Annotated in this window: 17 protein-coding genes; 3 read left to right on the top strand and 14 right to left on the bottom strand. The window is 73.5% G+C overall.

Annotated features, from left to right (window positions below):
- Positions 1–41: 41 nt before the first annotated feature.
- The 9 genes from AB0E19_RS17525 to AB0E19_RS17485 form a co-directional block, all read right to left on the bottom strand.
- Positions 42–848: an HAD family hydrolase gene (locus AB0E19_RS17525; RefSeq protein ID WP_362180222.1), complete on the bottom strand. Its 807-nt coding sequence runs from the start codon at positions 846–848 to the stop codon at positions 42–44.
- Positions 845–2,134 carry a serine--tRNA ligase gene (serS, locus tag AB0E19_RS17520; RefSeq protein ID WP_362180219.1) on the bottom strand — a complete coding sequence of 430 codons (1,290 nt, stop codon included), beginning with the start codon at positions 2,132–2,134 and terminating at the stop codon, positions 845–847. The genes AB0E19_RS17525 and serS overlap by 4 nt, the downstream gene beginning before the upstream one ends.
- Before the next feature lie 466 nt (positions 2,135–2,600).
- The gene (gene pheA / locus AB0E19_RS17515; protein ID WP_360604326.1) at positions 2,601–3,536 is read right to left on the bottom strand and encodes a prephenate dehydratase; all 936 of its coding nucleotides are present in this window, start codon (positions 3,534–3,536) and stop codon (positions 2,601–2,603) included.
- 171 nt (positions 3,537–3,707) lie between these two features.
- Positions 3,708–5,030: an iron uptake transporter deferrochelatase/peroxidase subunit gene (gene efeB / locus AB0E19_RS17510; RefSeq protein WP_362180214.1), complete on the bottom strand. Its 1,323-nt coding sequence runs from the start codon at positions 5,028–5,030 to the stop codon at positions 3,708–3,710.
- Positions 5,031–7,037, bottom strand: a complete 2,007-nt coding sequence (locus AB0E19_RS17505; RefSeq protein WP_362180683.1) for a copper resistance protein CopC — start codon at positions 7,035–7,037, stop codon at positions 5,031–5,033.
- A gap of 57 nt (positions 7,038–7,094) precedes the next feature.
- On the bottom strand, positions 7,095–7,547 hold the full coding sequence (locus AB0E19_RS17500) for a copper chaperone PCu(A)C (protein ID WP_362180211.1): 453 nt from the start codon (positions 7,545–7,547) through the stop codon (positions 7,095–7,097).
- Complete coding sequence (locus AB0E19_RS17495; protein WP_362180208.1) at positions 7,544–8,278, bottom strand: SCO family protein; 735 nt, start codon at positions 8,276–8,278, stop codon at positions 7,544–7,546. The genes AB0E19_RS17500 and AB0E19_RS17495 overlap by 4 nt, the downstream gene beginning before the upstream one ends.
- Before the next feature lie 136 nt (positions 8,279–8,414).
- Positions 8,415–9,167 (bottom strand): YcnI family protein, encoded by a 753-nt coding sequence (locus tag AB0E19_RS17490; protein ID WP_362180205.1) that lies wholly within the window; start codon positions 9,165–9,167, stop codon positions 8,415–8,417.
- A gap of 145 nt (positions 9,168–9,312) precedes the next feature.
- Positions 9,313–10,086, bottom strand: a complete 774-nt coding sequence (locus AB0E19_RS17485) for a hypothetical protein (RefSeq protein WP_362180202.1) — start codon at positions 10,084–10,086, stop codon at positions 9,313–9,315.
- Positions 10,087–10,290: 204 nt separating this feature from the next.
- Between AB0E19_RS17485 and AB0E19_RS17480 the strand changes: the two genes are divergently transcribed.
- Positions 10,291–10,740: an ATP-binding protein gene (locus tag AB0E19_RS17480; protein WP_362180199.1), complete on the top strand. Its 450-nt coding sequence runs from the start codon at positions 10,291–10,293 to the stop codon at positions 10,738–10,740.
- A 48-nt stretch (positions 10,741–10,788) separates the two neighbouring features.
- On the opposite strand, the gene AB0E19_RS17475 is transcribed toward AB0E19_RS17480, so the two are convergent.
- Both AB0E19_RS17475 and AB0E19_RS17470 read right to left on the bottom strand, forming a co-directional pair.
- The gene (locus AB0E19_RS17475) at positions 10,789–12,246 is read right to left on the bottom strand and encodes an aminopeptidase P family protein (protein ID WP_362180196.1); all 1,458 of its coding nucleotides are present in this window, start codon (positions 12,244–12,246) and stop codon (positions 10,789–10,791) included.
- A gap of 124 nt (positions 12,247–12,370) precedes the next feature.
- A complete protein-coding gene (locus tag AB0E19_RS17470; protein ID WP_362180193.1) occupies positions 12,371–13,864 on the bottom strand; it encodes a PP2C family protein-serine/threonine phosphatase in 1,494 nt (497 codons plus the stop codon).
- Between the two features lie 492 nt (positions 13,865–14,356).
- Here AB0E19_RS17470 and AB0E19_RS17465 point away from each other — a divergent pair, with 492 nt between their 5' ends.
- Positions 14,357–15,208: a bifunctional DNA primase/polymerase gene (locus AB0E19_RS17465; protein WP_362180190.1), complete on the top strand. Its 852-nt coding sequence runs from the start codon at positions 14,357–14,359 to the stop codon at positions 15,206–15,208.
- Between the two features lie 160 nt (positions 15,209–15,368).
- Entirely contained in the window at positions 15,369–16,079 is a 711-nt protein-coding gene (locus tag AB0E19_RS17460; RefSeq protein ID WP_362180680.1) for a hypothetical protein, read from the top strand.
- 218 nt (positions 16,080–16,297) lie between these two features.
- Here AB0E19_RS17460 and AB0E19_RS17455 read toward each other — a convergent pair whose 3' ends face one another.
- From AB0E19_RS17455 to AB0E19_RS17445, 3 genes are all read right to left on the bottom strand, one after another.
- Positions 16,298–17,275: a DUF5926 family protein gene (locus AB0E19_RS17455; protein ID WP_362180186.1), complete on the bottom strand. Its 978-nt coding sequence runs from the start codon at positions 17,273–17,275 to the stop codon at positions 16,298–16,300.
- 217 nt (positions 17,276–17,492) lie between these two features.
- Positions 17,493–18,098, bottom strand: a complete 606-nt coding sequence (locus tag AB0E19_RS17450; RefSeq protein ID WP_362180183.1) for an ATP-binding protein — start codon at positions 18,096–18,098, stop codon at positions 17,493–17,495.
- Positions 18,099–18,175: 77 nt separating this feature from the next.
- Positions 18,176–18,299 (bottom strand): glycerophosphodiester phosphodiesterase family protein (locus AB0E19_RS17445; RefSeq protein WP_362180677.1); only part of this gene is annotated, 124 nt, incomplete at its 5' end.

Raw genomic sequence — 18,299 nt, 5'->3', positions numbered from 1 at the left:
GCGGGCCTTCGCACGGAATTCCCGGCGGTACGGGACGCGGGTCAGAGCGCCAGCAGACGCTCCAGGACGACCGCGATGCCGTCCTCCTCGTTGGAGTCGGTCACCTCGTCCGCGACCGCCCTCAGTTCCTCGTGCGCGTTGCCCATCGCGACCCCGCGCGCGGCCCAGCCGAACATCGGGATGTCGTTGGGCATGTCGCCGAAGGCGATGGTCTCCGCCGCCTTCACGCCCAGCCGGCGCGCCGCCAGCGAGAGGCCGGTGGCCTTGCTCAGGCCGAGTGGAAGGATCTCCACGATCCCCGGGCCCGCCATGACCACGTCGACGAGGCCGCCGACGGTGGCGCGCGCGACGGCGGTCAGCTCGTCGTCGCTCAGCGTCGGGTGCTGGAGGTAGAGCTTGGTGAGCGGCGCCGCCCACACCTCGGCCGGGTCCTCGTACGACACGAAGGGCAGCGGGCCCTCCTGGGCCCGGTAGCCGGGGCCCACCAGGACCTCGCCCTCCAGGCCGTCCCGGCTCGCGGCCAGCGCCAGCGGGCCGATCTCCGCCTCGATCTTGGACAGGGCGAGCCCGGCGAGCTGCCGGTCCAGGGTGAGGGAGGTCAGCAGCCGGTGCTCGCCGGCGTGGTAGACCTGCGCGCCCTGGCCGCACACCGCGATCCCCTCGTAGCCGAGGTCGTCGAGGATGTGCCGGGTCCAGGGCACCGCCCGGCCGGTGACGACGATGTGCGCGGCGCCCGCCGCCGTCACCGCGGCGAGTGCCTCCCGGGTGCGGTCCGAGACGGACTCGTCGGCCCGCAGCAGCGTGCCGTCGAGGTCCGTCGCGACCAGGCGGTAGGGGAAGGCGCTCACTTGGCGATCGGCTCCAGGACCTCGCGCCCGCCCAGGTACGGCCGGAGGGCCTCCGGGACGCGCACCGAACCGTCGGCGAGCTGGTGGTTCTCCAGGATGGCGACGATGGTGCGCGGGACGGCGCACAGCGTGCCGTTCAGCGTGGCGAGCGGCTGGACGGTCTTCTTGCCGCCCTGCTCCTCGCGCATGCGGACCGACAGGCGGCGGGCCTGGAAGCTGTCGCAGTTGGACGCCGAGGTCAGCTCGCGGTACTTGCCCTGGGTCGGGATCCACGCCTCGCAGTCGAACTTGCGGGAGGCGGAGGCGCCGAGGTCGCCGGTGGCGACGTCGATCACCTGGAAGGGCAGCTCCAGGGAGGTGAGCCACTGCTTCTCCCAGTCCAGGAGCCGCTTGTGCTCGTTCTCCGCGTCCTCGGGCGCGACGTACGAGAACATCTCGACCTTGTCGAACTGGTGGACGCGGAAGATGCCGCGGGTGTCCTTGCCGTACGTGCCGGCCTCGCGGCGGAAGCAGGGCGAGAAGCCCGCGTACCGCAGCGGCAGCTTGTCGGCGTCGATGATCTCGTCCATGTGGTACGCGGCGAGCGGGACCTCGGAGGTGCCGACCAGGTAGTAGTCGTCCTTCTCCAGGTGGTACACGTTCTCCGCGGCCTGGCCGAGGAAGCCGGTGCCCTCCATGGCGCGCGGGCGGACCAGCGCGGGGGTGAGCATCGGGATGAAGCCGGCCTCGGTGGCCTGCGCGATGGCGGCGTTGACCAGCGCGAGCTCCAGGAGCGCGCCGACGCCGGTCAGGTAGTAGAAGCGCGAGCCGGAGACCTTGGCGCCGCGCTCGACGTCGATGGCGCCGAGCGCCTCGCCGAGCTCCAGGTGGTCCTTGGGCTCGAAGCCCTCGGCGGCGAAGTCGCGGATGGTGCCGTGCGTCTCCAGGACGACGAAGTCCTCCTCGCCGCCGACCGGCACGTCCTCGTGGACGATGTTGCCGAGCCGGAGGAGGAGCGCACGGGCCGTCTCGTCGGCCTCGTTCTGCTCGGCCTCGGCGGCCTTGACGTCGGTCTTGAGCTGTTCGGCGCGCTGGAGGAGCTCGGCGCGCTCCTCGGGCGTGGCCTTGGGGATCAGCTTTCCGAGCGACTTCTGCTCGGAGCGGAGCTCGTCGAAGCGGACGCCGGACGACCTGCGCCGCTCATCGGCGGAGAGCAGGGCGTCGACGAGGCCGACGTCCTCTCCACGGGCGCGCTGGGAGGCGCGAACACGGTCGGGGTCCTCACGGAGCAGGCGAAGGTCAATCACCCCACCAGGCTACCGGTGTGCGCTCGCGCGCCCTCACCGGATTAAGGAGGGCGTGTTGGTATGCCCGAATTGGGGTTCTTGTTGGGGTCCGGGGAATTCCAGGGAATCAAGTTATCCACAGGGTGTGAGGAAGTTCTGTGGATTCCGGGTCCGCCACCTCTGAATTGCGTGATCAAACACGATTCCCGCACTCATTTCGAGGGGAATCGCTCGCTCCGGAGGGTGAGTGGGGTGGGCCTGCTCTGACGCGGACGGCCATGGGCCCTGTGGATGGAGGTCGTGCGCGCGAGGGGTGACGGGGGTGATTTGTCGACCTTGTCGGGGGCGGGTGTCGACTTGTCCCCAGCCTGCCTGCCAGGCCTGTGGATAACTGATGTGGGAAACCGAAAAATATGCAGGTAGGACTAACGATGCCTGCCTGTGGACGAACGAACGCACGAACCGCGCCGCTCGGTCACTATCGCGGTCAGGCCCTGCCGTCCTGGGCCCTCGCCAGCCAGTCGGAGGCAGCCGTGAACTCCTCGTCCGAGGTCCCCCGCCGCAGCGGCCTGACGTCTGCGCGGGACGCACCCGCCCGCGGATACGAACCGAGGAAGCGCACCTGCGGGCAGATCCGCTTCAGACCCATCAGCGCCTCGGCGACCCGCCGGTCCGAGACATGGCCCTCGGCGTCCACGGCGAAGCAGTAGTTCCCGATCCCCGCCCCCGTCGGCCGGGACTGGATCAGCATCAGGTTCACCCCACGCACCGCGAACTCCTGCAGGAGTTCCAGAAGGGCACCCGGATGATCGTCACCCAGCCACAGCACCACCGAGGTCTTGTCCGCGCCGGTCGGCGCCGCAGGCCGGGCCGGCCGGCCCACGAGCACGAAGCGCGTCTCCGCGTTCTCCGCGTCGTGGATCTCCTTGACCAGTGCCTCCAGGCCGTACGTCGCCGCCGCGAACTCACCCGCGAAGGCCGCGTCGAACCGCCCCTCCTGCACCAGCCGGGCGCCGTCCGCGTTGGACGCCGCCGACTCCCACACCGCCTCCGGGAGGTGCTTGCGCAGCCAGTTGCGCACCTGCGGCTGGGCCACCGGATGGCCCGTCACCGTCTTGATGTCCGACAGCGCGGTCCCGGGGCGCACGAGCAGCGCGAAGGTGATCGGCAGCAGCACCTCGCGGTAGATCATCAGCGGCTCGCCGGAGGCCAGCTCGTCGAGGGTCGCCGTCACCCCGCCCTCGACCGAGTTCTCGATCGGGACGAGCGCGGCGGCCGCCTCCCCGTTCCGTACGGCGTCGAGCGCGGCCGGGACCGAGACCATGGGGACGAGTTCCCGCGTGGCCGCCTCGGGCAGGCTCCGCAGCGCGGCCTCCGTGAACGTGCCTTCGGGACCGAGGTAGGTGTACCGGGTGGCGGACATACCGTCACCCTAATGCGCCCCGGCCCCGTGGCCCGCCCCGTCTCAGCCCTCGACCCGCCCCCGGCCCGGGCCCCCCGACCGCGCCGGGAGCCGGCCCCCGGGCAGCCTCGGCCGGCCTCCGGGTCTCGGCCGGCCCCCGGGTCTCGTCCGGTCTCCGGGTCTCGGCCGGTCTCAGGACTCCAGCAGCCGCTGGCCGACGTACTCGCCCTCGGCGGCCCCGCCCGGCACGGCGAAGAGACCGCTCGACTCGTGCCGGATGAAGGCCGACAGCGCGTCGCCCCGGTCGAGCTTCCGCTGCACCGGCACGAAGCCGCGCAGCGGGTCGGCCTGCCAGCAGATGAAGAGGAGCCCGGCGTCCGGGGTGCCGTCCGCGCCGATCCCGTCGTGGAAGGAGAAGGGCCGGCGCAGCATCGCCGCACCGCCGTTCTGTTCGGGGGCGGAGATCCGGGCGTGGGCATTGCCGGGGATGACCGGCTTCCCGTCCGGGCCCAGCTTGTCCAGGTCCGGCGCGGTGGTCTCCGAACCGCCCGAGAGCGGTGCCCCGTCCGCCTTGCGGCGGCCGATGACCTGCTCCTGCTTCTCCCGCGCCAGCCGCTCCCAGTCGTCCAGGAGCATCCGGATCCGCCGCACGACCGCGTAGGAGCCGCCCGCCATCCAGTCCTGGGCGCCCGTCGCCCCGGCCGGGACGAAGATCCGCCGGTCGAAGTCGGGGTCGGTGGTCTTCGGGTTGTTCGTGCCGTCGACCTGCCCCATCAGGTTCCGGGCCGTCATCGGGCGCGCGGTCGCCCCCGCCGAGCGGTTGAAGCCGTTCATCTGCCAGCGGACCCGGGCCGCGTCCCCGGCGTCCTTCTGGAGCGCGCGCAGCGCGTGGAAGGCGACCAGGGCGTCGTCCGCGCCGATCTGCACCCACAGATCGCCCTCCGAGCGCTTCGGGTCGACCGCGTCGGAGGAGAAGGCGGGCAGCGGTTCGAGCTGCGCCGGGCGCCGGGCGGCGAGGCCGGTCCGGTCGAAGAAGGTGCGGCCGAAGCCGAAGGTGACCGTGAGGGAGGACGGGCCCGCGTCCAGCGCGATCCCGGTGTCCTCGGCCGGGGCTTCCCCGGCCATCAGCGTCCGCGCCGTCGCCGACCAGCGGCGCAGCAGCGCGGCGGCCTCCCTGCGGCCCGCGCCCGGCGCGAGGTCGAAGGCGACCAGGTGGCCCCGCGACTGGAGCGGGGTGGTGATCCCGGGCTGATGGCGCCCGTGGAACCCCACCTCGGTGGCCCCCACCGAGGTGAGGGCGCCGGAGCCGCCGGCCCCGGGCGTGGCGGTGCCGTCCTCCGAGACGGCCGCCGCGATCCCGGCACCGCCCGCGGCGCCGATCACCAGGCCGGCCGCGCCCGCCGCGCCGACGGTGCCGAGCAGCCGGCGCCGGGAGATGTCGAGGTGGCCCCCGTCGGGGGCGGAGGCGGGGGTGCCGTCGGGCGTGGCGCCGGTCACGGGGTTGCTCACGGTCATTCAGCCGATCTTGACGTTCTTCTCGATGGTGGTCTGGTCGATGTCGGAGGTGCGGACCGTCACCTGGATCCGCCATTCGCCGGGGAGCGGGAGCTGGACGCCGCTCGCGCTCCAGTGCCCGGTCTGGATCCGGTCGGGGGCGACGGGAAGCGGACCGACCCCCTTCTCCTCCAGGGTGAGGTTCACCTTGATCTCGGGGACGTCCAGCGGCTTGCCGTTGGGGCGCTCCACATAGAGGTGCAGGGCGTTGGCGCCGGTGCGGCCCGGGTCGAGGCTGAGCCGGACGACGCCCTTGCCGTCCACGCCGCCGGTGTCGAAGGGGAGGCGGATGTCGACCGGGCGGTCGGGCACCGCGGCCGATCCGGCCGTCGTCCCGCCGTTCCGGGCGGCCTCCTCCTCGGTGCGGCCCGGCTCGGTGGAGGTGAGGACGGTGGTCACGGCGAGCAGGACGACGGCCACGGCGGCCTCGGTCAGCACCGAGCGGCGCAGGCCGGTCCGCTCGGGATCCGCGTCCCGCGCCTTCTTCCGGCGCGCGGTGGCCATGGCGGCCCGCTGGCGGGCGAGCTGGGCGGCCCGCTCGGGATCGGGCTCGTCCCCGGGAGCGGACTCCGCCGTGTCCGTCCCCTCCCGAAGGCCTTCTCCCTCGGGCTCTCCTCCCTCGCGCTCTCCCTCGAGCTCCTTCTCCGGCCCACCCTCAAGCCCGTCCTCAAGCCCGTCCTCAAGCCCGTCCTCGGGCTCCTCCTGAAGGTCCTTCTCAAGCTCCTTCTCACGCTCCTCTTCCTCGGTCTCCGACGCCGTTCGTTCCGCCAGGCGTCGGGTCCAGCGGCGGGATATCCAGGCGATGCCGACGAGTACGGCCATCAGGCCGATCTTCACCAGGAGCAGCTGCCCGTACCGTGTGCCGGTGAGGGCGGACCAGGAGCCGACCTGGCGCCAGGACTGGTAGAGGCCGGTGGCCACCAGGGCGGCGACCGAGACGAAGGCGACCCGGGAGAAGCGCTCGACGGCCGCGCGTTCCACGGAGGGCGCCCGGTAGAGGGCGACCAGCAGGGTGGTGAGCCCGCCGAGCCAGGCGGCGACCGCCAGGAGGTGCAGGATGTCGACGGGCATGGCGATGCCGGGCTGGATGCCGGTGGAGGCGTGTTCGGCGAGCGCCCAGGTGCCGGCGATGCCCGCGGCGACCACGGTGCCGCCGAGGCCCAGGCCGAAGGCGAGGTCCTTGCGCTCCTTGGGGTCGGTGCGCCGGGCGTACGCGCCGAACAGGACGGCGACGAAGAGCGCGGCCGCTCCGAGCAGCAGCAGCCGGGAGGTGAGCGCGGCGCCGGTCTTGGTCTGGAGCACGGCCTGGAGCCCGGCCAGGTCGAAGACGTCGGCGAGCTTGCCGGAGCCGGTGTACGGGCCGCGCAGCAGCAGCATGACCAGGGTGGCGCCGGTGAGGGTCAGCCAGCCCCTGACCACGGTCCGCTGCACGGGCCGGACGCCCGCGCCGCGCGGCCAGCACAGCAGCACGAAGGCGCCGCCGCCGACGAGGACGGCGAAGCCGGCGTACGACAGATAGCGCGCGATCCCGTAGAGGGCGCCGACGACCCCGCCGCCGGCCGTCTGCTCGGGCAGCGCGACCGAGGTGGCGGAGGGGGCGCCGATGGAGAAGGTGAAGGCCCCGGCGATCGGGTGGCTGTCGGCGGAGACGGTCTGCCAGGCGACGGTGTAGGTGCCGTCCGGCAGACCGGCCCGCAGGGCCACGCCGTACTTGACGACGGCGCCGCTGCACAGGTCGATGATCTCGCCGGTGTCGGCGCGCCGGCCCGAGGGGTCGAGGACCCGGATCGAGTCGGCGCTCATCGCGACCTGTTCCGAGAAGGTGAGGCCGACCTCCTTGGGGGCGGTGGCGACCACCGCCCCGTCGCCGGGGTCGCTCCCGGTCAGCGCCGCGTGCGCGGAGGCGGGGGCGGCGCCGGCGAGGAGCACGCCCAGGAGCGCGGCCGCGAGTACGAGCAGCCGGGCCAGGGCGGTACCGAGGCGGGGGGCGGTGGGTGTCGTCACTGTGTCACTCCGTCAACGAGCTCAGTGCTGCTGCGGGTTGTGGTTGGTGGCCTCGACGGGCAGCTCGACCGTGATCGGGTCCGCCTTCTCGAAGTGCAGCTCGACGCTGACCTTCTCGCCCTGCTTCGGCTTCTTCTTCAGCTCCATGAACATGAGGTGGTTGCCGCCCCGGGCCAGCTTCAGCTCCCCGTTGGCCGGGATGTCGAAGGCCTTCACCATCTGCATCTTCTGGTTCTTCGTCTCGTGCATCGTGACGTCGTCGGAGAGCGGGCTGGTGACCGAGGTGAGCTTGTCGGCGGTGTCGCCGGTGTTCTCGATGGTGAGGAAGCCGCCGGCCATGTCCATCATGGGCTGGGGCATGTAGGCGCCGCTGACCTTCAGCTCGGGCTTTCCGCTGTCGGACGAACACCCGGTGAGCGCGAGCGCGGCGGCGAGCGCCACGGAGGCGGACAGGGCGGTGGTGCGGCGGTTCACGGGTTCTCTCCCTTGATGATCTTCGGCAGGTCCTTGGCGTAGTCGTCGACGGTGGCGTCCTCCCCGTACAGGACATAGCCCTGGTCGGTGGTGGGGGAGAAGGCGACGACCTGGGCGCCGTGCATGGAGACGACGGTGCCGTCCTTCTCCTTCTTCGGCGGGTCGATGCCGATGCCGATCGAGCGGGCGCCCGCCTGGATCGTCGCGAAATCGCCGGTGAGGCCGGTGAAGGACGGGTCGCCGAAGCCCGGCAGCCACTTGGCCAGCGAGGGGGCCGTGTCCCGCTCGGGGTCGGTGGTGACGAAGACGACCTGGAGCTTGTCCTGGTCGGCCTTGGGGAGCTGCTTCTTGGCGATGGCGATGTTGCTCATCGTCAGCGGGCACACGTCGGGGCAGTTGGTGTAGCCGAAGTAGATGAGCGTCGGCTTGCCCTTGGTGCGCTCGCGCAGGTCGTAGCGCTCGCCCTTGGTGTCGGTGAGGACGAGGTCGGGCTTGGTGAAGGGCCGGTCGAGGACGGTCGCGGCCCGGGTCTTCTCGGTGACGCCCTCGATCAGGGCGACGCCGGAGGAGGCGGTGTCCTTCTTGTCGTCGCCGCCGAGGCCGACCGCGGCGGTGATGCCGAGGGCGGCGACGATCGCGACGGCCGCGATGATCAGCGGGGTGCGCCGTCCGGGGCGGCCTGTGGTGCCGTCCCCGCCGCTCTGCGACGGGGACGTCTTCTCTGTGGACATGCGGTGAGTGTCTTTCGGAGTGCGGGAGGTGCGGGACGTGCGGCTCTCACCGGGCGCCGGGAGCGCCTGGTGCGCCGGGCACACCAGGCGTACCAGGTGTGCCGCGGCGGGCCGGGTATGCCGACCGGGGTGAGCGTCAGGCCGAGCGGCGGCGGCCGGCGAGGACGCCGAAGGCGACGCCGGCGATGCCGACGAGGATGCCGATGACGCCGAGGACACGGGCCGTGGTGTCGCTGGAGGAGGCGGACGCGGTCTCGGTGTGGTCACCGGCCCCGGCGTCGTGACCGGCCTTCGCGTCCGTCGCGGCGGAGGCCGAGGCGGTGGGCGTGGCGCCGCCGCCGTGGTGGTCGGCGCCGGCGGCCGAGAGCTTCAGGACCGGGGCCGGGTTCTGCGGCTCCTCGGAGCCCTTCTGCTCCTCGATCCAGCGCACGACCTCGTCGTTGTCGTAGGTCTGGACGGCCTTGAGGACGAGCTGGTCGACGTCCTCCGGCAGCTGGCCGAGGGAGAGCGGGAACTGCTGGAACTGGCCGGGGCCGATCTTCGAGCCGTCCGCGGTCCAGGTCACCTTGGAGACGGCCTCGTTGATCTGCTTGCCGTGCAGCGTCAGCGGCTTGTCCAGCTTGGACTTGGTGACCTCGGCCTTCCAGCCGGGGACCGGCTGCGGCATGACGGAGGCGAGCGGGTGGTCGAGCGGGAAGTTGACCTCCAGCTTCACGGTGGAGGCGTTGTCGCGCTCGTTCGGGACCTTGATGTTCACGGTCGCGTAGCCGCCCTTGGCGGCCTCGCCCTGCGGCTGCACGCTCACATGGGCGAAGGCCGTGCCCGACAGGAGGACGACGGAGGCGGCGGCGGTGCCGGCGGCGGCGAGGACGACGCGGGACAGGTTCATGGAAGACACTCCGGCTCGGTGAAGGGACCCGTGGCGGGCCCGCGAGAGGGAAGGCGGTCCGGTCCGGCGGCCCGCGGCGCCACGGGTGGACCCGGGCGGAGGGGCGCGGACGGGCGCGGCCCCGCTCCCCCTGGAGCGGACCGCGTCAGGCTGCGAGGACGCAGGCGGCGGCCGGCGGGCCGCGGCGGATCACCGTGTGCTGGAGTGCCCCGGCCACCGGAGGCGGGGAGTCGAGGGCCGTGCGCGGCCGGCCGCCCGGACCGGCCGGGGCCAGCGCCGCCAGGCCGGCGAGCAGGGCCCGGACGAGGCGGAGCGCGGCGCGCAGGGAGCGCACGGTGACGCCCTCGGCGACCTCGCCGGCGCGCTGCTCGGAGAGCTCCACGAGTCGGACCAGGGCCAGGTCGCCCCGGCGCAGCAGCCAGCCGGCCACCAGCGCGGCGAGCAGGTGCCCGAGGGCCATCGGCAGGCTCGGCAGCAGCGCGTCGGCGGGTGCGGCGGCCCCGTGCGCGCCCGCGTGGGCGGACGCGGCGGCCGGGTCGATTCCGGCCCGGCCGAGGATCCCGGCGGCGTCGCCGGGGGTGAGGTTGGCCGCGCCCGAGCCGCAGACGAGCTTGGCCGCCATGCGGACGAGCGCGTCGTCGGCCTGGGCCATCGGCGCGAGCTGCCGCTGACCGAGGCCGAAGAGGAGGTGGAGCCCGAGCTGTCCGCCCGCGAGGGTGGCGACGACGAAGCCGAGCGAGCGCTCGCGCCCGGTGAGCAGGACCGTGGCCCCGAAGACGCCGAGGAAGCCGGCGAGGAGGGTCCACAGGGCGATGCCCGCGCAGGCGGCGAGGGCGTGTCCGAGCGCGGACAGCACGACGCAGACCGCGGTGAACACCGCGGCCCTCAGCAGCCGTGGAGCGAGCGCGGGGGCAGACATGGCGGCCCCATCATCGCACCAGGGCACCCGCCCGCAGGAGGCAGGTCCGCAAGGTCGGCCTTGGGGGTGTTCGGGCGGACATACACCGGGGTCCGACCGCCTCGCGTCCGCCGAACGGGCGCTCTTGACGCTTCAGGGCGCTTACGGACCGCCGCGCGCGGCAATAGCTAGGGGTATGTCGAGCCGCTGCCGGGAGGCTGGAGCATGAGCATCTGGTGGTCACTCCATCTGCGGCGCGAGGCCGCGAGCGTGCCGCTCGCCCGGCGCCTGTTCCTCGGCACCATGGAGACGGCCGGGGTGGATCCCGACGTCTCCTACGAGTTGTCGGTGGCCCTGACCGAGGCGTGTGCCAACGCGGTCGAGCACGGCGGCGGAACCGCCGCGGGCCGGGCCTCGGAGGCGTACCGGGTGACGGCCTTCCTCGACGGCGAGACCTGCCGGATCGAGGTCGCCGATGCGGGCCCGGGCTTCCCCGGGACGCCGGCGGCGCCCGCCCCGGCCGCCCGGCCGGACGCCGAGAGCGGCCGTGGCCTGCGCCTGATCGAGGAGCTCTCCGACCACGTCCACTTCGGCCGATCGGGCCGGGGCGGGGCGGTCGTCAGCTTCGACAAGATCCTGAAGTGGAAGGACAGCCCGTCCCTCCTGCTGGCATGACGGGGCCCCGCCGGCGAGGTCGCCGACGGGGCCCGTACGCGTGCGGGGTCAGCCCTTCAGGCCGGCCATCCACGCCTCGACCTCGTCCGACCGGCGGGGCAGCTGGTCCGACAGGTTCCGGTTGCCGTCCTCCGTGACGAGGATGTCGTCCTCGATCCGGACGCCGATGCCGCGGTACTCCTCCGGCACGGTCAGGTCGTCGGCCTGGAAGTAGAGCCCCGGCTCGACGGTCAGGCACATGCCCGGCTCCAGGGTGGTGTCGACGTACGCCTCGGTGCGCGCGGCGGCGCAGTCGTGGACGTCCATGCCGAGCATGTGGCCGGTGCCGTGCAGGGTCCAGCGGCGCTGGAGACCCAGCTCCAGGACGCGCTCGGCCGGGCCCTCGACGAGGCCCCACTCGACGAGCTTCTCGGCGAGCACCCGCTGGGCGGCGTCGTGGAAGTCGCGGTAGGCGGCGCCGGGCTTCACTGCGGCGATGCCCGCCTCCTGCGCCTCGTACACCGCGTCGTAGATCTTGCGCTGGACGTCGGTGTACCGGCCGTTGATCGGCAGGGTGCGGGTGACGTCGGCGGTGTAGAGCTCGGTGGTCTCGACGCCGGCGTCGAGCAGGAGCAGGTCGCCGGAGCGGACGGCGCCGTCGTTGCGGACCCAGTGCAGCGTGCAGGCGTGCGGGCCGGCGGCGGCGATGGTGCCGTAGCCGACGTCGTTGCCCTCGACGCGGGCACGGAGGAAGAAGGTGCCCTCGATGTAGCGCTCGCTGGTGGCCTCGGCCTTGTCGAGGACCTTCACGACGTCCTCGAAGCCGCGGGCGGTGGAGGCGCAGGCCTTCTCCAGCTCGGCGATCTCGAAGGCGTCCTTCACGAGCCGGGCCTCGGAGAGGAAGACCCGCAGCTCCTCGTCGCGCTCGGCGGTGACCTTGTCGGTGAGGGCGGCCTCGATGCCGGCGTCGTGGCCGCGCACGGCGCGGACCGGGCCGGTGGCCTCGGTGAGGGCGGCGGCCAGCTCGCGGACGTCCTTCGCCGCGAGGCGGAGCAGCTGCTCCGCCTCGGCGAGGGAGTGGCGGCGGCCGACCCACAGCTCGCCCATGCCGTCGAGCCAGAACTCGCCGTTCTCGCGGTCCGAGCGGGGCAGCAGGTAGATCGTGGCCTCGTGGCCGTCCGCGACCGGCTCCAGGACGAGGACGCCGTCGTGGGTCTGGTCGCCGGTGAGGTACGCGTACTCGGTGGAGGCGCGGAAGCTGTACTCGGTGTCGTTCGACCGGGTCTTCAGGCTGCCGGCCGGGATCACCAGGCGCTCGCCCGGGAAGCGGGCGGAGAGGGCGGCGCGCCGGGCGGCGGTCCGCTCGGCCTGCGGGATCGGCGCGAGGCCGGTCAGCTCCGTGTCGGCCCAGCCGGACTTCATGCTCTCGGCGAGCTCGTCGGATACGCCCTGGTACAGGCCGTTCTTCCGCTGCTTGATCGGCTCCTCGGCCTCGTCCGGGGTCTCCGGAGTGAGCTCTTCGGCCACGGGTCTGCCTCCTCTTGGTACGACACTGAACCCCCTCCATCGTACGGTCGTACGGAAGGGGGCCCAGGGCCGGAAGACCCGTTACCGAGCGGTCACCGGTCGGATCGAGCGGTGACCGGCGGGATCAGTCGAAGCGGGCGGCGAGCAGGACCACGTCCTCGCCCTCCACCGCCGGGTCGAGCCCGTCCGGAAGCACGGTCCGCAGGACGTGGTCGGCGACCGCGCCCGGATCGTCGCGTTCCGCCCGGGGCACGCTCGCGGCGGCCGCGTGGAGCCGGGCGAAGGCCCGGTCGATGGGGTCGCCGGTACGCCGCAGCAGCCCGTCCGTGTACAGCAGCACCGTTTCTCCTGGTGCGGGGGACAGCTCCACGCTGGGCGCCTCCCAGCAGGAGAGCATGCCGAGCGGTGCGGAGAGGGAGGTCTCCACGTACTCGGTGCGGCGCTCGCCGATCAGCAGCGGCGGGGTGTGGCCGGCGCCGGCGAGGACGAGCCGGCGGCGGGCCGGCTCGGCGTAGGCGAAGAGGGCGGTGGCCGAGCGGGCCGGCTCGGTGAGCCGGAGCAGCAGCTCCAGGTCGGAGAGGACGGCGACCGGGTCCTCGCCCTCCATGACCGCGTACGCGCGCAGCGAGGCGCGCAGCCGTCCCATCGCGGCCAGCGCGCTGGGTCCGGTGCCGGAGACGGAGCCGACGGAGAGCCCGAGGGCGCCCTCGGGCAGCGGCAGGGCGTCGTACCAGTCGCCGCCGCCCCGGGGGCCGGTGCGGTGGCGGGCGGCGAGCCGGACGCCCGGGACCCGGGGGAGCCGGCTCGGGAGCAGCTCCTCGGCGACCGTGGCGACCTGGACGTGGGCCCGCTCGATCCGGAGGAGGTGGGCGAGGTGCTCGGTGGCGAAGCGGCCGTAGAGGCCGACGAGGTGGCGCTGGCGGTCGGTGGGGGCGGCCGGCTCGTCGTAGAGCCAGACGCCGGCGCCGATCCGGCCGGTCTCCTCGGTGGCGAGGGGGAGGGCGTAGCTGGCGGCGTAGCCGAGGCGGGCGGCGACCTCGCGGTGGCGGGGGTCGAGGCCTTCCTCGGTGCGGACGTCGTGGATGGAGATGGCCTCCGGGACGCGGTCCGGATCGGACGGGTCGGGAAGCCCGTCGAGGAGGCGGCCGTAGCTGGTGGCGCCGCGGGGGACGGTCTCGATGGTGCCGAGGTCGGCGTGGGCGAGGCCGAGGCCGACGGTGGCGGTGGGGCCGAGGCCGTCGGCGGGTTCGAGGACGGCCATGCCGCGGCGGGCGCCGACGAGGGCGGCTCCGGCGCCGAGGAGCTCGTGCAGGGCCTCGTCGAGGGTGGCGGTCCTGATGAGCCGCTCGGTGAGTTCGTGGAGGGTGGTGAGGTCGGAGACCCAGCCGGCCAGGCGGTCCGTGATCTGGACGCCGGGTCCGGGGGCCGCGTCGGCCGGTGCCGCGGCGGCGGGGACGCCCGCGAGAGGCGCCTTAGTGTGCGGTGGCGCGGGAACCGTGGAGTCGATTCCGGCCACTTTCGGAAGGTGCTGCCGCAGGTGTTTCGGCAGGTGTGGGGAGCTCATCTCGGTCGGCTTTCCGACCGGTGCGTTTGACGCCATGGCATCGCAAACCCCCATGTCATATTGCGCCGCTCGATGTCTCCACATGTACACGCACCCGAGGAGCGATGTCCAGCATTGTCCCGATGGGACTTGTGGTGTCCGCGTGGCGTTCCGCGAGCTCGTGCGCAGGGGTTGAAGTGGGCGGGAAGTTGGCTGAAAATTGACCCTGCTGTGCACCATTTGCGGTCGACTGGCGTCGTTTGAAAGCGCGTCATTTTGAGCGTGTGGGGTACGTAATCGATGACAGGCAGGGGCAGTTGACACCGCCCCGGGATCGAGAAGCGGAACCCCGGCGTCGTACGTGCCGCAGGCCGCAGCCCCTCCCCGCGTGGCGGGGATCGTGCTCCGAACCGGCTTCGACCCGACTGTGACCCGGCCCCGTTCCGGCCGGCCCCGCCCCGGGCGGGGCGACGCACCGCCGACGCTGTACGCGCTGATACGCACGGTGAAGAGATCTGCACATGGTGTGATGTGGATTCGGCGTTCAACGGAAAGGAACGAGCGCTCATGCGCGAGATCCTCGGAAGGCGACGCAGGCTCCGGTTCCGGCGCAAGGCGAGGACCGCACGGCAGGACGCGGCGGTGACCTTCGCGGTCGAGTGGGACTGGCCCGTCCTGCCGGGAGTGGGCCTGGCCGAGCCCGCCGGCGGGGCGAAGACCTCCGGCCGCGGCGGCCGGAGGGCCGTCTCGGGAGCCGGCAGGGCGGAGCGGTCCGGCGCGGGCCGTGCGGAGCTGCCGGCCACCGGTGGCGCGGCCGGCCGTGCGGAGAGGGCCGGTGCCGGCCGTACGGCCGAGAGGTCCGGGGGCGGGCCGCGGACCGGCGGCGACGGCCCGGTGTGCGCCTGTCCCGACCCGGACTGCGTGGTCCCCGGCGCCCACCCCTTCGACCCGGGCCTGCTGGCCGCCACCACCGACGAGCGGATGATCCGCTGGTGGTGGACCCGGCGCCCGGACGCCCCCGTCGTGCTGGCCACCGGCGGCCGCGCCCCCTGCGCGGTGAGCCTCCCGGCGCTCGCGGGCGCCCGCGCCCTGCGGGACCTCGACGCGATGGGCATGCGGCTCGGCCCGGTGGTGGCGACGCCGACCCGCTGGTCGATCCTGGTCGCCCCGTACGGCCTCGAACGGCTCGGCGAGCTGCTGTACGCGAAGGACAGCGTGCCCAGCTCGCTGCGGTTCCACGGCGAAGGCGGCTACCTGCTGCTGCCACCGTCCACGGCCGGCACCGGGCAGGTCCGCTGGGAGCGGGAGCCGCTCGCCGGCTCGGCCCGCCCCTGGCTGCCGGACGTGGAGGCGGTCGTCGACGCCCTGGTCGCGGCGAGCACGGCCACCCCCGGCGGCGGGACCAGGCTCGCCTACTGACCGTTCACCCGAACGGGTGTGTCCCGGGCCGACGCGCAGGGGAATCCGGCGCGCGGCCCGCCGGGCGCCCGTCCGGCGCGGGTAGGTTCGGCCCACCGTCCGTGATCGTTCCCGGCCCGGGACCGGTCCCCGAACAGAGCAGGTGGGTCGCATGAGTCGGCTGAGCCCGGCGCACCTCCGCATGGCCGGCCTCGGCACCGCCGTCGCGATCGCCGTCCTCGTCCCGCTGGCCGCCAAGGCGGGCCAGCAGGGCGAAGCACCGCAGTCGAGGGCCCAGGCTCCGGCGCCCCACGCTCCGGCGGGCCAGGCTCCGGTGGCCCCGGCCCCGGTGGGCGACGCCAAGCCGGGCGGTGCGGCCGGAGGGCTGCTGGGCGATCTCGGGCTCGGCGAGGAGGGCCGTACCGGCGGAGAGGACCGTACGGGCGGGAGGGAGCGTGCCGGCGAGGGCGCACGGCCCGCCGTCCCGCAGCAGGCACCCCCGTCGGCGCGCGCCGACGCGGAGGCCGCGGGGGCGCCCGAGAGGGTCAGCCGCTGCGGTCCCGAACTCGCCTCGCCCGAGGGCGTCGAGGCGCAGACCTGCGTCCTGTCCGAGGGCCCGGACGTCTGGGCGCGGACCTACTACCGCAACGCCACCGGCCGCGAGATCGACGCGATTCTGACCCTCATGGCGCCCGGTGGCCGGACGATCCAGGTGCGGTGCGCGGTCCCCGCGCGGGACGAGCCGGATACCTGCGAGACCCCGAGGGAGCCGGGTACGGGCGCCGCTCGCGCGCATACGGCGGTGGCGGAATTCGCGGCGAGGGAAGAAGGCGGCGACGCACCGCTGCTGCTCCGCTCGGGTAGCAACACGGCCGAGGGCGAAGCGAGTTGAGAAAACGCCCCGGCGCGACGGCGGGGCGGACATGGAAACGCCCGGTCGCTGGCGACGGGGGATGCACCAGCGACCGGGCTTCCAGAACGGTAACAAGAGATCTGCGGTTCGCAAATTCGATCTCGGTTATTCGGACAGGGATTTACCGCTCCGTAGGTTCCGCTGTGGCGGAAGTCACCGACTGGTCGGTCTGTCAGTCACCGATACCACCTGGGGTATCAGCTGAGAGTCACCTGACGGTTCGTGAGGCCGCCGCGCGCGCGACGCTCCTCGGCGGTGAGCGGGGTGTCCGCGGCGAGCGCCTCGGCCAGTCGCCCGGCGAACTCGGCGGCGGGCTTCTCGCACTGCTCGGCGGTCATCGCCGACGGCAGGTCCCACACCGGGACCATCAGGCCGTGGGCACGGAAGGAGCCGACGAGACGGGTGTCCGGGCCGAGCGAGGTGGTGCCGGCGGCCTGGAGGCGGGCGAGCGCGTCGAGGAGCTTCTCCTCCGGGTGCGGCATGACCCAGCGCAGGTGGTTCTTGTCCGGGGTCTCGCACCAGTAGGCGGCGTCGACCGAGGCCAGCTTCTCCGTGGGGATCGCGGCGGCGTTGGCCCGCTCCAGGGAGGCGGCGACCTCGGGGTCGGCGCCGTCCGCCGACTTCGGGATCCAGAACTCGAAGCCGGTGTGGACCTCGGGCGCGAAGGGCGCGTCCGTGTCCAGCAGGTCCTGGAGGCGCGGGCCCTCGGGCTCGACGCGGCGCGGCGGCACCGGGTTGCCGGGCTCGGTCTCCAGCGCGCGCTGGAGGGTGTCGGCGAGGTCGCGGGACAGGTCGCCGGAGGTGCCGTCGTTCTGCAGGGCGAGCAGGACCGAGCCGTCGTCGCGGCGGAGCGCGGGCCAGGCCATCGGCAGGACCGTCGCCAGCGTCACCGACGGCACGCCCTCGGGCAGCCCGGCCTTGAGGGTGAGCGGCACGGTGGCGGCGGGCACCAGCTCGCGCAGCGCGACCAGGTCGCACTCGCCGGGCAGGCCCTCGAAGGGGCGCTGGACGTGCTCGGTCACGGCGTGCGCGGCCGCCCGGCCGTGGCACGCCTTGTAGCGGCGGCCCGAACCGCACGGGCACGGCTCGCGCGCGCCGACGACCGGGATCTCCCCGTTCGTGACCTGTGCCTGGCCGCTCTTGCCGGCCTTCGTCTGGGGGCGCTTCTTGGCCATGGTGTGGCTTTCTCCCGATCGCGGTGCTGTGTCGGGCGCGAGCCTAGCCGTCCGGACGCCGCGGCAAGCTCAGCCGTGCCATGACCACCCGACGGATCGGATCCGGTCCCCGCCCGCGGATCGGTCACGGGCTCCGCCGAAGCGGCCGCCGGCCCCGGAGCCGTATCCGCGAACCGGCCGGAAACGCACCCCCGCATGCCTGTTCGGGGGTGTCGCGTCAGTCCAGGTCGTCGTACGCGTCGAGGAGGTCGAAGCCGGAGCCGCCGGCGCCGACGCGGGTCGCGAAGTCCTCGCGGCGGTGGCCCTCCGTGACGATCGCCCAGACCGTGACCTCGCCCGCCGCGCTGTCGCGCACGCCCCAGTCCTGGGCCAGGGCGCCGATGATGTTGAGCCCGCGTCCGCCGCGTGCCGTGACCGAGGGCGTCGACGGGACGGGTCTCGTGGGACCGCCTCCGTCCGTGACCTCGACCGTGAGCCCGCCCGACGGATCGAGCCGCCAGGCCGCCAGCACGTCGCCCTCTCCCCGGTCCGCCCGGCCCAGCGGCCTGCCGTGCCGGTAGGCGTTGCTGAGCAGTTCGGACAGGATCAGGACCGCGTCGTCGACGACCGATTCCGACACCCCGCCGCGGTACAGCTCGTCCCGCATCCGGTGTCGTGCTTCCCCCACGCCCGCAGGGCCATGGGGTACGGCCATGCTCGACGACGTGGGCACCTTCTGTGCCACCACCAACGCCACCCCCGAGACCTCCTTCGCCCCACGCCACCGTGTGGATGCCCCGGTGACCGCGACCGGAAACCGCCTGTTCCGGGTGGGGTGGAGCACAAGTGACGATCGCGTACGTGCCGAACGCGCCGGTGCACACCCCCCGGCCGCCCCGGCGGGGCGCCCGGGGGTGTGGATCAGGAGCGTCCGAGCTGTTCGAGAACGGCCTTGGGGCGGTTGGTGATGATCGCGTCGACGCCCAGGCGCAGACAGAGCTCGACGTCCTCCGGGTCGTCCACCGTCCAGACGTGGACCTGGTAG

The organism is Streptomyces sp. NPDC047974, from assembly GCF_040653375.1.
In the GTDB taxonomy this organism is placed as follows: Bacteria; Actinomycetota; Actinomycetes; order Streptomycetales; family Streptomycetaceae; genus Streptomyces.
This window is presented reverse-complemented; position numbering and strand designations above follow the sequence as displayed.